The 15,292-nt window shown below is 31.0% G+C and carries 11 protein-coding genes and 1 pseudogene; 1 reads left to right on the forward strand and 11 read right to left on the reverse strand.

The genetic code is table 11. The features are described 5' to 3' along the window. Nucleotides 1-514: 514 nt before the first annotated feature. Together DWW96_RS12975 and add are read right to left on the reverse strand one after the other, a co-directional pair. A complete protein-coding gene (locus DWW96_RS12975) occupies nt 515-1,414 on the reverse strand; it encodes a hypothetical protein (protein ID WP_022088080.1) in 900 nt (299 codons plus the stop codon). Next, nucleotides 1,414-2,406: an adenosine deaminase gene (add, locus tag DWW96_RS12980; protein WP_117910708.1), complete on the reverse strand. Its 993-nt coding sequence runs from the start codon at nt 2,404-2,406 to the stop codon at nt 1,414-1,416. Before add ends, DWW96_RS12975 begins: the two co-directional genes overlap by 1 nt. Nucleotides 2,407-2,760: 354 nt before the next feature. Here add and DWW96_RS12985 point away from each other — a divergent pair, with 354 nt between their 5' ends. Continuing rightward, nucleotides 2,761-5,532, forward strand: a complete 2,772-nt coding sequence (locus tag DWW96_RS12985) for an ABC transporter ATP-binding protein/permease (RefSeq protein WP_117910709.1) — start codon at nt 2,761-2,763, stop codon at nt 5,530-5,532. Nucleotides 5,533-5,631: 99 nt separating this feature from the next. Here DWW96_RS12985 and DWW96_RS12990 read toward each other — a convergent pair whose 3' ends face one another. The 9 genes and pseudogenes from DWW96_RS12990 to DWW96_RS13035 all read right to left on the reverse strand — a co-directional run bounded on the left by DWW96_RS12990 (nt 5,632) and on the right by DWW96_RS13035 (nt 15,156). Further along, a complete protein-coding gene (locus DWW96_RS12990) occupies nt 5,632-6,765 on the reverse strand; it encodes a DHHW family protein (protein ID WP_117910710.1) in 1,134 nt (377 codons plus the stop codon). 104 nt (nt 6,766-6,869) lie between these two features. Continuing rightward, the gene (locus DWW96_RS12995) at nt 6,870-8,258 is read right to left on the reverse strand and encodes an MBOAT family protein (protein WP_347496386.1); all 1,389 of its coding nucleotides are present in this window, start codon (nt 8,256-8,258) and stop codon (nt 6,870-6,872) included. A gap of 38 nt (nt 8,259-8,296) precedes the next feature. Continuing rightward, on the reverse strand, nt 8,297-8,791 hold the full coding sequence (locus DWW96_RS13000; protein WP_022088085.1) for a DUF4358 domain-containing protein: 495 nt from the start codon (nt 8,789-8,791) through the stop codon (nt 8,297-8,299). 113 nt (nt 8,792-8,904) lie between these two features. After that, on the reverse strand, nt 8,905-10,080 hold the full coding sequence (locus DWW96_RS13005; RefSeq protein WP_117910711.1) for a transglutaminase-like domain-containing protein: 1,176 nt from the start codon (nt 10,078-10,080) through the stop codon (nt 8,905-8,907). Between the two features lie 822 nt (nt 10,081-10,902). Beyond that, on the reverse strand, nt 10,903-11,235 hold the full coding sequence (locus DWW96_RS13015; protein WP_117910713.1) for a cupin domain-containing protein: 333 nt from the start codon (nt 11,233-11,235) through the stop codon (nt 10,903-10,905). A gap of 62 nt (nt 11,236-11,297) precedes the next feature. Continuing rightward, complete coding sequence (locus DWW96_RS13020; RefSeq protein ID WP_022088088.1) at nt 11,298-12,704, reverse strand: phosphoribosyltransferase family protein; 1,407 nt, start codon at nt 12,702-12,704, stop codon at nt 11,298-11,300. 255 nt (nt 12,705-12,959) lie between these two features. Continuing rightward, nucleotides 12,960-13,046 (reverse strand): annotated as a pseudogene (locus tag DWW96_RS14640) (hydrolase); the annotation flags it as partial. Between the two features lie 66 nt (nt 13,047-13,112). Beyond that, entirely contained in the window at nt 13,113-14,270 is a 1,158-nt protein-coding gene (locus tag DWW96_RS13030) for an ATP-binding protein (protein ID WP_117910715.1), read from the reverse strand. Between the two features lie 124 nt (nt 14,271-14,394). Beyond that, nucleotides 14,395-15,156 carry a tRNA threonylcarbamoyladenosine dehydratase gene (locus DWW96_RS13035; RefSeq protein WP_117910716.1) on the reverse strand — a complete coding sequence of 254 codons (762 nt, stop codon included), beginning with the start codon at nt 15,154-15,156 and terminating at the stop codon, nt 14,395-14,397. Between the last annotated feature and the right edge of the window lie 136 nt (nt 15,157-15,292).

The following is a 15,292-nucleotide window of genomic DNA, read 5'->3' on the forward strand; positions in this document are numbered from 1 at the left end:
CAAACTCTGCCAAATAACGAGTTTCTCTTTGTGAAATAGTAAAGACTCATTTTTTTACCTCCTCAATACATTTTTTGTCTCCTATTTGTTACCCCTTTACATAGTAGAATTCAGCTTTCACATTTTCTTCACAAGTTTATCATTTTGTATTTTCAAAGAAGAGTGTGTTTTTTTTATGCGGGTGTCTATTTTTTATAAAAAACAAATCCATACAATTTTTGCCAATTATATACAATAAAAAATCACCCAATTTTTTCTCTTTTAGAATTTATTTTTATACATTTTCCACAATTTTTTAGTTGTTTATATATTTTCTTAGTCGAGCGATACATTATTTAATGTAACTATGAACAAATTTGTTACTCCATAAAAAAAGATGCTGTTTCGATAGCAAATTAAATTTGCTATCGAAACAGCATCTTATATTAAATATTATATATATTACCAAGGCCAAAAGATATAAGCCCTCATAAGTTTGCTCATAAGTTTATGCAATGCCTTGATACCTGCCCATTTATTCACCTGAAATTATCCATGGTGCAGGCTGTGCAACAAATACACTGTCCTTATCTGTCTTTGAAACAGATATCTGCATTACTTCAGACAAATTAACTCCATGTTTCTTGAATAAATATGGAATATCTGAAAGTATATCAAGCTCTAAAGTATATATTATAATTTTCATATCCGGATTTATCTTTTTAAGTGTTACAATATCCTGCTCAATTGTATCCTTTTGTGCAACTAGAAAAGCAAGTCTTGGAACCGGCTTATCCTTTAATGCTTCTTCTGTTAAATCCGATACTATTTCTACATTATGTACTCCAAATTTTGCTGCATTTTCTTCCATTGATGCAAGTGAACCTTTATCTCTTTCAACAGCAATTACCACACCTTCATATGCAACCATTGATGCTTCTATTACAATACTTTCACCACTGGCAATAAGCACTGTATCCCTTACATCCATTTCTAACTTATTCATAATTACGGAGCGGATTTCGTGTCCAACATATTTTACACTACCTGTTGAAAAGTTTTCATTTTTCATTCCAAATATCATAGACTCACGTGTATTTTCATTTACTACAAAAATAACTGTAGGTCCACTTATATTTACATCCATGAGTTCAAATACTTTACAGTGTTTCATTTCACCCGGCTCATATCCTTGTCCGTAATACATTTCATAATCGCCGTATCCTGCTTCCCATAATTTATAAAGCATATTTTCATTTGTTTCATCAGCAAAAATCAAAACTCTCTTATGAGTTGCTATTGTTGCCAATACATTTCTTCTTTTGCTGCATGTATTTAACAACTTAATTTTTTCCGGACTTATCTGCAACATATCTGCAATATATCCCATCCAATCCAACATCTGCTTGCTGGAAAATTCTACTTTTTCTGCCATTATTGTACCTCCATTAGTTGTTTTTTAATCTTATTTTTAGCAAATGAATATCTTACTGCATTTGCATAAATTTCACTTTCTTCATTATCCGTAATGTCAAATTTATTTCTTATTAAGTTCATCTCATGCCCCATGTCCGTTCCACATATTGCCATATCATCTGTATTAATTGTAACAGGAATTCCTAATTTCATAAACTCTCTTATCGGAAAATCTTCAATCTTTTCAATTGCTTTTGTCTGCAAATTACTTGTAGGACACATTTCCAAACATATTTTTTTCTCTGAAAGTGCTTTCATAAGTGCCAAATTCTCTACACTTCTTACTCCATGTCCTATTCTTTTTGCGCCAAATTCAACTGCTTTTTTTACACTTTCTGCGCCATCGGCCTCCCCTGCATGTATAGTAAATGGTACATTTAATTCATTTGCAAGTTTAAAAACATCAATAAATTGTTCTGTCTTATATAATGCCTCAGCTCCTGCTAAATCCAGTGCAACTACTCCGTAATCTTTATTGCTTTCTTCATTTATCAAATACTCTTTTGCAAGTTTAACTGTTTCCAAATTCTGTTCTCTATTATCAGCCATTCTCATGCAACATAAAATAAGATTACATTTCAAATCAGACTTCTTTAATCCATCCAAAGCACTTTCAATAACTTCCCTCATAGTCAAACCTTTATCCATATGAAGTTGTGGTGCAAATCTTATTTCCGCGTATACTACATCTTGTCTTTTTATATTTTCCTGAACCAGATAAACAGCTCTCGCTATTCCTTCTTTTGTCTGCAATAAACTACAAGGTAATTTAAAGCATTCCAAAAACTCATTTAAACTTCTACAATCTTTAGAAACCATAAGAGCTTTTTCTAATTCACGTTCGTCTTTATATGGAAGTTTTATTTTCTGCAATGCTGCCAAATCTTTTGCTATATCAGGCGTAATTGCTCCATCTAAATGAAGATGCAACTCAATATATCTTTTTTTCATATCCGCACCTATCCTTTAATATATAATGCCCCTCCCTTTTGTCAGTGGCTGTTTAGCGTAAACACTTATTAAAATGAACTTCATTCATTTTGTTTCCTCTTTTCTTTAATTATACTCCTAAATAATTATTTGTTAACAAAAATTTGTTAACAAAATATTGTTATTTTATTTATAAACTATAGTTATGATATTATTGGGTTTTGTATAAGAAAATTTATTATTTTTTGGCGGGCATAAATTTTAAATAATACTCTTATATAGACATAACATATTTATAGGATTTTAGCTTTGTCTTTTTTATAATTGATATATATAAATTACCCATACATCTACTTAAAAATCTTAGGAGGATTTATGCTGCAAATTAAAAATATTTCAAAAAAATATACAACCGGTGATTTTGTGCAAACTGCCCTCAATAATGTGAGTTTGAATTTTCGTGACAATGAATTCGTTGCAATCTTAGGGCCTAGCGGTTCCGGTAAAACTACATTACTTAATATCGTTGGAGGTCTTGACCGATATGATACCGGAGATTTGATTATAAATGGAATTTCCACAAAAAAATACAAAGATAAAGACTGGGATTCTTACCGAAATCATACTATAGGATTTGTATTTCAAAGTTACAATCTTATACCTCATCAATCCATTTTATCAAATGTTGAATTGGCGCTTACAATTTCAGGAATTTCAAAAAAAGAACGCAAGGAAAGAGCTAAGCAGGCTCTTACGGATGTGGGGCTTGGTGAACAGATTCACAAACGTCCAAATCAGCTTTCAGGTGGTCAGATGCAACGTGTTGCAATCGCCAGAGCTTTAGTTAATAATCCTGATATTTTACTTGCTGATGAGCCTACGGGAGCATTAGACAGTGACACAAGTGTTCAGGTTATGGAACTTTTAAAGGAAGTTGCTAAAGACAAACTTGTCATTATGGTTACTCATAACCCTGAACTTGCAAATCTCTATGCAAACAGAATTGTCAGAGTAAAAGACGGTCATATATTAGATGATTCTAATCCATTTGAACTTAATGACAAAAAAATAGCTCCGCCCGAGCATAAAAATATGGGTAAATCGTCAATGTCGTTCTTGACTTCTCTTGCCCTTAGTTTTAATAATTTAAAAACCAAGAAAGGGAGAACTTTTTTAACTGCATTTGCAGGCTCAATAGGAATTATTGGAATTGCATTAATATTATCGCTTTCAACAGGTGTCAATCAATACATCACTGATATTCAAAAGGATACCATGACTTCATATCCAATAACCATAGAGCAAAAAACCTTTGACCTTTCCAGCATGATGAATGCCGGCGAACAGGCTTCTAAAAAGAAAGTTAATCATAAATTAAATGCTGTTTTTTCAAATGGAACAGATATTATGATGACAAGTAAAATGGCAACAAGTATTAGCGAAAATAATTTGACTGAATTTAAAAAATATCTTGATAATAAGGACAGTGAAATCAACAATTATGTTGGTGAAAACGGAATAGTCTATTCTTATGATGTTCCATTTTCTGTATTTTCTTATGATTCAGACAATACTCTTGTAAATACTAATGGAAGCACATTTTCAAATTCTAATTCTAATACAAGTTCAATTGCCCAGATGAATGGCAGTATGTCAGTCTCAATGAATGCGGATATGAGCACTTCTATGAGCACCGATATGATGACAGGAAATATGAATAGCAGTCCATTTACTGAAATGTTATCCGGCAAAAATGATGAACTCGTAAGTAATGTCATAAAAGATAATTATAAAGTTGTATATGGTGACTGGCCTAAAGCTTATGATGAAGTTGTTCTTGTTTTAGATAAAAATAATGAAGTATCACTTACTACTCTTTATTATCTTGGGCTTTTACCATCAAAAGATTATAAAGATATTTTAAAGCAAATTAATAAAGGGGAAGAAGTCAATCCGGAAACTTCCAAAATATCATATGAAGACATATGTAATCACAACTTTTATTTAATTGCGGATAGCGACCTTTATCAGAAAAATAAATCTGATTTATTTAAATATGTTGGCAATGACAATAATAAAGTTGAAGAATTACTAAAATCAGGTATTACTTTGAAAGTTTCAGGTATCATCCGACAGACTTCAGATGACTCATCTAATATTCAAATATCAGGAAGTGTTGGCTACACTAAGGCTCTTACTAATTATTTAATTAATTATGGAAATAAAAGTGATATTGTTAAAGCTCAAAAAAATAGTCCTGACGTAAATGTATTAAACGGTTTACATTTTAATCCGGACAATGACAGTATAAAAATTGATGATGCCAAAACTTATTTGTCAAACCTTTCTACATCAGACAAAGCAAATATGTGGAAATCCATGGCAATGACTGCATATGCTGATTCTCCTGAGCAGATTCAAATGCTTGATTCAATGACTGAAACCCAGTTAGCTGCCATGCTTGATTCATATTTAGAGAATCCTAAAGATGAAGAAATGCTTTCTATATATGATAACTATATAGATGTTGGAAGCTATGATGATAATATGAAAAATTTTGGATACGTAAGCCTTGGCGCTCCTTCATCAATTAGCATTTATGCTGATACATTTGAAGATAAGGATTCAATATCTGATTGTATTGACAAGTATAATAAAGATGTAAAGGACGATAAGGATAAAATAACATATACTGATTACGTTGCTTTACTTATGTCAAGTATCACTACAATTATTAATGTAATAACTTATGTATTAATTGCTTTCGTTGCAGTTTCTCTTATAGTTTCATCTATTATGATTGGTATTATAACTTATATATCTGTACTTGAAAGAACAAAAGAGATTGGTATTCTTCGTGCAATTGGTGCATCAAAGAAAAATATTTCTCAGGTATTTAATGCTGAAACATTTATTATAGGACTATTCTCCGGAATGATAGGTATAGGAATAACCTGTCTTCTACTGCTTCCTATAAATGCAATTATTCATACAGTTACAGACTCAACTAATGTAAATGCATTTTTACCTGTTCAAAGTGGAATTATATTAATTGTTTTAAGTGTTATTTTAACGTTGATTGGCGGATTTATTCCTGCTAAAAAGGCAGCAAAGAAAAACCCTGTTGCAGCGTTGAGAAGTGAATAAATTAATTCTTAAAATATCTGTGATTTATATATATGATAAACACTTTTATACTAAAGCCCGGGGCGTTGTCCACACTCCGGGCTTTAAGTATATTTCAAACTAAAACATCATCTTTACCAAATTCTTATCTTTCATAAAATTGCTCATTTCATATAAAACAAGCACATCTGTTATATTATTAGATTGTACAATACTTTGAAGATTTCCACTAAAATATCTGTAATCCACAATTGTAATTGTCTTATAATCTTTTAATAAAAATGGTGTAAAACTATTTGCATATGAATCTTTTATTATTAACAAATTTTTATCGTTATTTGCCTCATTGTTTTCAATACTAACTACACCATAATTTCCACCAAAGAATACCTGGTATTTATCTTTTTCTTTTAATTTATCTATATGGTAAATTTCTGATTTTTTACCATTAATCATCACATTACATTGGGGAATATTTTCTGCTATTTCTATCGAATCGCCTTTTTTCTTTTTATCAAGAACCTTTGAATATAATGTTCCATAAAATTTATCTGTCACATTTTTCATTTTCAAATTTTCATAAGGTTCACTTTCTATTCCCGCCGCTTTACAAAATTCATTATAAGCAATAAATGCACCTTTAGTTGTCCAATGGTGGTCTGTCTTATAATAAATATAATCTTTCGATAATTTCTTCAACGCGTCATATGTGTTTACGATTTGAGTATTATTGTCTGCATTATTTGTAAATTCCTTTTCTGCTATTTTTTCATAATAATTATAGTCGTAAACATCTGCATGTTTTGGTAATTTATCAGTTAATATATTTCCGGAACCAGGAATTAACATTACATAACTTTTAAGTTCTTTATTTTTATTAAAAAATGTATTTATGTATCTTATATTATTTTTCAGCTGTTCTTCACTCACATCTTCATTTGTTATTTTTTCAAGATAATAACCATCTTTTCCAATGTAAGCTCCTTCTATATCCTTAATTCCCGTTAACTCTTTAGCCACGCTCCTTAAAGTAATCAATTTTTCTCTTTCAGGAATCTGGTCACTAATAAAATTTTCTAATGACTTTTGAAAATCAGTATTTTCTATATTGCTTAAACTAATTTGGGGTCTTTCCTCTAAATATCTGTTTTCATTCTCCGAAAAGCTTCTATCCTTTGTGGCAAAAATCTCTATTCCCGTTCCGGCAAGAATAAGTACCATCACAATGACAAATATACAATTTATTTTTCTCATATTTTCACCTTTTAATGTTCTTCTAACAAGACTTACATATTAATACTAATTTTTTCTTATAGTATAAACACATATCTCTATTAAAAATATACTTACCCTTTCCTTTAAAATCTAAAATATAAAAACGGGTTATATGAATCTCCTACTAAAAATGCAACACATATAAAGAACAGAATTAAACATGCCACATTACTTACAATTAATTTAACATTATTTGAAACATTCATTTTAATTGCAACCTGACCTACAATATATTTTGGTAATTTTGTGCTTGCTATAGCTGCAATTATTAAAATAACTGCGTATGATCCTATATAATATAAAGACATTTCTCCAAGAAACGGAGTTTTAATTCCAAACATTGCCTTAAAGAATGTACCCATTTCTGACATGTCAGTACATGCAAATATAACCCAGCCACATACTATTAAAATCAATGAATAGATATGTTTTAAAATATTTGGGCATTTATTTAACACTTTTTTTAACACAAATTTTTCCAAAACTAAAATTATAAAGAAATATAATCCCCAACAGACAAAATTCCAACCTGCACCATGCCATAATCCTGTTAAGAACCAAACTATAAATAAGTTAAATATCTGTCTTGGAACTCCTTTTTTATTTCCACCAAGTGGTATGTACAAATATTCTCTAAACCATGTTCCAAGAGTCATATGCCACCTGCGCCAAAACTCAGTAATGCTTTTTGACTCATATGGATAGTTGAAATTTTCAGGAAATTTAAATCCAAACATTTGCCCTAAGCCAATTGCCATATCCGAATACCCTGAAAAATCAAAATAAATTTGAAAAGTATATGCGATAGCTCCTACCCATGCCATTGATGTAGTGATTGAAGACATTGCCGATATTTCGTCCCATAAATTTCCGACCTGATTTGCTACGAGTATTTTCTTAGAAAGTCCAACAATAAATCTTCTAAAACCATTTGCTATGTCATCTATATTTTCATTTCGTCTGGCTATCTGATTTTCAACATCACTATATCTTACAATCGGTCCTGCTATCAATTGCGGGAACATGCTCACATACATTCCAAAATTTATTATATTGTGCTGAACTTTAACTTTTCCAAGATAAACATCTATTGTATAAGATAATGTTTGAAATGTATAAAATGATATACCTATCGGAAGGGCTATCTGCAATAATGATACAGATGCACCAAATAAATTATTTATATTTGTAATTACAAAATCCGTATATTTGAAAAATGCCAGTATTCCCAAATTTACAAATACCGACATTATCATTACGATTTTGCAGATTTTTTCATTATGTTTTTTTCTAAATGTTTCTATCAGCATTCCATTACAATAGTCAAATGCTGTTGAGAAAATCATTATTCCAACATATATTGGTTCACCCCATGCATAAAAAATAAGGCTGAATACAAATAGTACTGTATTTCTTAGCTTTCCAGGGCATATATAATATACTGCCAATACGATAGGCAAAAATAAAAACAAAAAAACTCCGCTGCTAAATACCATATATTTTTCCTTTTTTATTTAAAGCTATCTTCAAATGCTTTCTTTATTTCACTTGCATTATCACTTACAATTAAAACAGCATAATCATCTTTAACAAATATCTGTGCATCATTTGCTCTGTCTACCTGTGTTGGGTCATAACTTTTGTAAAATGCAATTCTGTCCTTAATATGTTTTTCAAGGCTCTTTTTTGCTTCATCTACGTCTTTGCTGTTTTTAACTCTGATAACAGCAACCTCTTCAGCCGTTCCTTCCTGTGCATAATCTAAAAAATATTTGTCAACCTTACTGTAATCCATATCCGAAAGATACGCAAATAAATCTTTTGTATTATCTGAATCAGAATTTACTGCTAACATTGTTGGCATATCTGTGTCTGCTGCCATCATTGTTTTTTCAAGTTTAGTCATATCTATTTTATTATTGTTATTTCCACATCCAACCAACTGAATTGCAAATACACACACTAATGCAATGTTAAATATTTTTTTAATAAACTTATTTTTCATATTAATATTTCCAAGGTGCCATTACAGCACCTTGGACTCCTCTCATTATAATCTTTTATGTTGCCAGAATCAAAAGCCCTAAGCCCACATAAGTTTTCTTATTCAGCTACTGCTTATTCGCTTTCATCAGCTGCTCCTTCATTTAAGCTTTCATTCTCTATTGCTTCATCTGATGAACCAATTGTTCTTGAACTACTTGTTATGTCTCCTAAATCTCCATCTTCCATTCCGGTCATTCCTGAAAAATCACTAAAAGCTTTATCTACAGCTTTGTTAATCTTTTCAGTAATCTTATCTGATAAATTATCCATAGCTGATGTGTCATTGTAAGAAGATATATACACAGCCATTACCTTATCACCATTATCTGCATCAATTAACTTAGCTGATAAATTATAACTATCTGTAACATAATTTGAAATCGACTGTACAATTGCATTTATTATGCTGACTTTTTCATCATCTACATCCTGTCCTAAATTATAAGCGAGAAAATATTTCTTATCTTCGATTGCTTTTTTTATTTTCTTTGGAAGTTTATATACATCATCTAATTTTTCATTATTCACTACTGCGTAGTTATATTTTGTTCCTGTTGCTGCCGGGAAGAAATCTGTATTCCATTCATAATTGTCACTACATTCTTTATCATTCATATTAAAATGTGAATAATTTGGACTTCCTGCATCTGAATAAATATCTGTATGATACCATTCACCATCAAGTTTTACTTCATCCCATGAATGGATTCTGTCAGTTGTATGTACTACTTTACATTCAATATCCATCATCTGCATAAATAATCTGAAAGTTGTTGCATATCCTACACAAACCGCTGTTTTAGATTTTAAAACACCATTTGGAGTTGCTGCATTCTGACCTGATGTTGGAATTACAGACATCATTCCTGTATCATTCTTTATATTTTTTACCATCCAATTGTACACAGCAAGTTCTTTTTCATAATCTGACATTCCATCTGTTATTATTTCATCAAGAACTTTCTTAGCCATATCAAGAGTATCTTTATCTTCCTTGCTTAAAGAATTTTCTCTTCCTTCTTTATATGCATCAGAAATATTTTTTGTTGATTTAATTGTGTATTCGTCAGCAATAACAACATCATCTTCCTGTGCCACATCCTCATCTTTTGCAAGGGTACTGTCAACACTTGTCTTTAATCCACTGACTTTATTAAACATTACAGCACTTAATGTAATACTTGCTCCCATTCCTACTACCAGTACAGCTAAAATACACCATACTGCAATCCATTTTTTCTTTTCCATGATTTACTCCTTTTTTGTAATCTGAATTTTAGATAACGCGGTAAAAACTCTAAAGTCTCAATGCTTCTTTTTATTTATAATCACATTATATTATTGTAATGGTGCATATATTGTTATGAAATTTTTTAATTTTTTCTTAAGTACCTATAACAATGATATTACTTATATTGCATATTTTTTATACATTAGTTACGTGAATAATTGATTTTTATACAAGAGTTACGTGAGTAAATAGATTTTAATAAAAAAAGAAATATGATATGATTTCAAAGTAAACGGCTCTAAACTTTATATTATGAAAAGTTTAGAGCCGTTTATTTTATCAATTACTTTTAATCACTGCAAATTACTTATCTGTTTTATATTTTTTGTTTGTTTTTTTATTATACTCACTGCATTTTCATATAACCAATGTATTCCCAAAGGCATTGCCACTCCGGCAACATACTATATAAAACCAAAACGGACTTATAATCCAGGCTCTTGACAAATCAATTGACTGGTCTTTTTTTACAATTAATATATAAATCAATATTGCTATAACAAATGAGTCAATAATGCTAATATATAGTGTTCAAACTTAGACAGAACGAAGCAAAATAGGCACATTGAGAAAAAAACACCGGAATAAACCAAAATGCCAATAAAAACATCCCCGGACTCGCAAAGCCAAAACCATTTATCATAATTGTAAGAATATCTCCTAAATTCATATACTTTGACTGCGACATTCCTATTCCCTTCATTATATCTATTAAAGAGTTTCTCTGTGTATCTTTCATTTTTCTCCTAAAAGTAGAAATATCAATCTAATGTCTTAAACTAAAAAATAACTACTAAAAGCATCTTAAACTGTTCCTTACCATAAACTGCATGTGGATGTTTTGCAGGCATTACAATTGATTCACCTTCATGAAGTTCATATTTTTTTCCATCAATTGTTATTTCTCCAACTCCATCAAGGCATGTTACAAATGCATCTCCGCCTGATTCATGAGTACTAATTTCTTCACCTTTGTCAAAAGAAAATAATGTAACACTTACAGCATCATTCTGTGCAAGAGTCTTGCTGACTACCTGTCCATCCTGATAGGATACCTGTTCTTTTAAAGTTAAAACCTCTGCTTTATTAATATTTTTAATTAACTGTTCCATATAATTTACCTCTTATATTATGCTACTGCTTATTATTTGCATTTGCATAAAAAATATTAATATTATTCTTTTCCATCCCAGCAATATGTACATAATTTACATTTATCTATTCCTACTGAATCTAACATATCATCTAATCTGTTAAATTTTAATGATGTGAAGTTAAGTTCTTTTCTGATTTCTTCAACCATACATTCATATTTTTCAGAATCCGGATTAGCATATTCTTCTAAAACTTCATCTGTTACATTTCCATTTTCAAGTCTCTCTATAACTCTTCTTGTAATTAATTCCATTTCTGATGATGAACGTGAGAAATTCAAATATTTACAGCCATATAATAATGGTGGGCATGCAGGTCTTATATGAACTTCCTTAGCACCACTCTCATATAAAAATTCTGTTGTTTCTCTAAGCTGTGTTCCTCTTACAATTGAGTCATCAATTAATAAAAGGCTTTTATCTTTAATTAATTCTTCTACTGCTAACAATTTCATTTTTGCAATTAAATTTCTCTTACTCTGAATTGTTGGCATGAATGATCGAGGCCATGTTGGTGTGTATTTGATAAATGGTCTTGAAAATGGGATTCCTGATTCATTTGCATAACCAACAGCATGTGCAATACCTGAATCTGGTACACCTGCTACAATATCAGGCTTAACATTATCTCTCTGTGCCATCTTCATTCCACAGTTATATCTCATCTGTTCTACACTTACACCTTCATATGAACTTGCCGGATAACCATAGTATACCCATAAAAATGTACAGATTTTCATATCATCACCTGGTTTTTGAAGAGTTATGCAATTGTTTTCTGTCATAACTACAATTTCTCCAGGACCTAATTCTTTATAATCTGTATATCCTAAATTTTTATAAGCAAACTTTTCAAATGACGCACAAAATGCACCTTCTTTTCTTCCGATTACAATCGGTGTTCTTCCGTATTTATCTCTTGCAGCATAAATTCCTGCATGATTCATAAGTAAGATTGATAATGAACCGTCTATTTTTTCAAGTGCATAATTCATTCCTTCGATAAGGTTATCTTTTTGATTTATAAGTGCGGCAACAAGCTCTGTAGCATTAATTTCTCCACCACTCATCTCCTGAAAATGTGAATGACCTTTGTCAAATAACATCTTTGTAAGTTCATCCATATTGTTAATCTTACTAACTGTTGTAAGTGCATATGTACCATGATGTGAACGTACAATTAATGGCTGTGGTTCATAATCTGAAATACAACCGATTCCGTATTTTCCCTTCATCGTCTGTATGTCTTTATCAAATTTTGTACGGAAAGGAGAATTTTCAATATTATGAATTGAACGATTGAATCCGTCTTCTCCATAAACTGCCATTCCACCACGTCTTGTTCCTAAATGTGAATGATAATCAATTCCAAAAAACAAGTCAAAAACGCTATCTTCTTTAGATGCCACTCCAAAAAATCCACCCATTAGTTATTACCTCGTATTCTATAATATATTTTACTTTTGTTTATCACCGTCTGCATTTTTAGACGGGATTCTAATCTCAACCAATATATTTTAGCAGAAAAGTTTATAAGGTTCTACTGTTTTGTAGCATAAATAGTAATTTTAATAAACAGTTTTGAAATATTTCCAACCAAGCATTTTTACTATTTATGGTCTGAATGTTTTTAATGCTTCTATTGTCTGTGTTATCAAATCATCCAATGTCCAACCAAGCATATCTGCTCCACGCTCTCTCATTATTTCCTGTTCTTTTATGCAATGTTCCTCCGGATACATTTCAAAATCGAAATCATGTAAAATGCCGTTCCTACAAATAAGTAACTGCACATTATTGGAATTGATTTTATGAAGGCTGTTTCTATTTCCTTCTTATTCATCCTTTTTTTCTCCGTTGTTTTTCGGGAGATCATATGTATCTAAGAAATGATGTTTAACACCATCTTTTTTATATGCAACAACCGTATCTAAATTTACATTTTCTATACTCTTAAAAATATTTCCTTCTACATATGGATTTGTCTGCTTCAATGTTTTTATAAGTTCTTTAATTTCAACTCTCTTAGATCTGTTTTCTTCATTATTGCAGGTAGTACATGTATCGGTAAATTTGCATGCACACTGGATGAATCTTAAATTATTATAATCTCTCCACGCCTTAATATCATCTTCTCTTACAAGATATAATGGTCTGATTAATTCCATTCCCTCAAAATTTGTACTATGAAGTTTTGGCATCATTGTCTGAATCTGTGAGCCATAAAGCATTCCCATAAGAATTGTTTCTATTACATCGTCATAATGATGTCCTAAAGCAATCTTATTACAGCCTAATTCCTGAGCAAAATGATATAAATGTCCTCTTCTCATTCTTGCACACAAATAACATGGTGATTTTTCCACATTAAAAACTGACTCAAATATATCTGATTCAAATATATGAATAGGTATGTTTAACTTTCTTGCATTCTCCTCTATGACTTTTCTGTTAGCCGGGCTGTATCCCGGATCCATAACTAAAAATTTAACATCAAATTCAAATTTATTATGAAGTTTTAATTCCTGAAAAAGCTTAGCCATAAGCATTGAGTCTTTTCCACCTGAAATACATACCGCTATTCTTTCTCCCTCTTTTACAAGTTCATACTGATTAATTGCTTTTGTAAATTTGCACCAGATTTTTTTCTTAAACTTCTTACGAAGGCTTTGCTCAACATCTTTGCTTATATCCTCTGCTTCCTGCTGTTTCATCATATCTAAAAGCCATGCAACATACCCACCTTCAAGGCTTTCAGCATCATATCCCTTTTCCACAAGATTTTGTGCTACTTCAATACTATTCTGTCCTCTGCTGCAGCAAATAATTAATCTTTTTGTTTTATCAATCAATTCACTGTTTTCTATTTCTTCTGCCTGAATAGTTATTGCTCCCGGAATTTCTCCGTGTGCAATCTCTGATTCATTTCTCATATCTATTAACTGATATTCATCAGCGTTCATGGATTTTAACTGTTCTATTGAAACACTCATATATAATCTCCTATATTAAGATTTTCTCTATTGTTTTACATTTAATCTATCAATTATAACTTACTAACATAAGCCTTATATCTGAAAAATTTTATCCAAATCAGGCATATATTTTAGCCATGATTTATCTTTTTATATTTCCTAAGTCTTTCAAAACTTCTCCTGCAATAATCAGTCCCACAACTGAAGGAACAAATGCTACACTTCCCGGAATGTCTCTTCTTTCCGTGCATTTGTGCTTAGCTCCAGGTGGGCAAATACAGTGAGTTCTACAGCTTGTTGCCATATCTTCAATTGGTCTCTTTGGCATTTCTTCTGAATAAACTACCTTTAATTTCTTAACCCCGCGCTTCTTTAATTCACGACGCATAACTTTAGCTAAAGGACAGACTTTCGTTTTATAAATGTCTGCAACCCTAAACATTGTAGGGTCCAATTTATTTCCCGCTCCCATTGAACTTATAATAGGTATATTTAATTCTTTAGCCTTCATTACCAAAGAAATCTTTGCCGTGACCGTATCGACCGCATCTACAATATAATCATATTTGTCAAATGGAAATTCATCTGCATTTTCAGGAAGAAAGAAACAGTTATGGATTTCTACTTCTGCGTCAGGATTAATCTCTAAAATTCTTTCCTTCATAACTTCAGTTTTATATTTGCCTACAGTCTTTCTCGTAGCAATAATCTGCCTGTTTAAATTAGTAAGGCATACTTTATCATCATCTATAAGGTCAAAATGCATTACTCCACTGCGGACAAGTGCTTCACATACATATCCACCGACACCACCTATACCAAATATAGCCACTCTTTTATTTGCCAGTGTTTCCATTGCTTCTTTTCCAAATAAAAGTTCTGTTCTTGAAAACTGATTTAACATAATTTTTCTCTCTATCTTTCTACTGTGTTTTCTAATTTAATCAATCGGAAGCCGTTTTCCTACTGTTATAATAGGATTATTATAAAATTGCATAATATTTTTGTCAACGAATAATAAGCTGCGGTCTTATATGTCT

The organism is Eubacterium sp. AF17-7 (genome assembly GCF_003461285.1).
GTDB classification, from domain to species: Bacteria; Bacillota; Clostridia; order Lachnospirales; family Lachnospiraceae; genus Eubacterium_U; species Eubacterium_U album.

Excerpts from the sequence above, each read along its gene's own strand:
- DWW96_RS13000 (WP_022088085.1), bottom strand. The coding sequence starts at position 8,791 with ATGAAAAATAAGTTTATTAAAAAAATATTTAACATTGCATTAGTGTGT.
- DWW96_RS13005 (WP_117910711.1), bottom strand. The coding sequence starts at position 10,080 with ATGGAAAAGAAAAAATGGATTGCAGTATGGTGTATTTTAGCTGTACTG.
- DWW96_RS13020 (WP_022088088.1), bottom strand. The coding sequence starts at position 12,704 with ATGGGTGGATTTTTTGGAGTGGCATCTAAAGAAGATAGCGTTTTTGAC.
- DWW96_RS13030 (WP_117910715.1), bottom strand. The coding sequence starts at position 14,270 with ATGAGTGTTTCAATAGAACAGTTAAAATCCATGAACGCTGATGAATAT.
- DWW96_RS12975 (WP_022088080.1), bottom strand. The coding sequence starts at position 1,414 with ATGGCAGAAAAAGTAGAATTTTCCAGCAAGCAGATGTTGGATTGGATG.
- DWW96_RS12990 (WP_117910710.1), bottom strand. The coding sequence starts at position 6,765 with ATGAGAAAAATAAATTGTATATTTGTCATTGTGATGGTACTTATTCTT.
- DWW96_RS12985 (WP_117910709.1), top strand. The coding sequence starts at position 2,761 with ATGCTGCAAATTAAAAATATTTCAAAAAAATATACAACCGGTGATTTT.
- add (WP_117910708.1), bottom strand. The coding sequence starts at position 2,406 with ATGAAAAAAAGATATATTGAGTTGCATCTTCATTTAGATGGAGCAATT.
- DWW96_RS13035 (WP_117910716.1), bottom strand. The coding sequence starts at position 15,156 with ATGTTAAATCAGTTTTCAAGAACAGAACTTTTATTTGGAAAAGAAGCA.
- DWW96_RS13015 (WP_117910713.1), bottom strand. The coding sequence starts at position 11,235 with ATGGAACAGTTAATTAAAAATATTAATAAAGCAGAGGTTTTAACTTTA.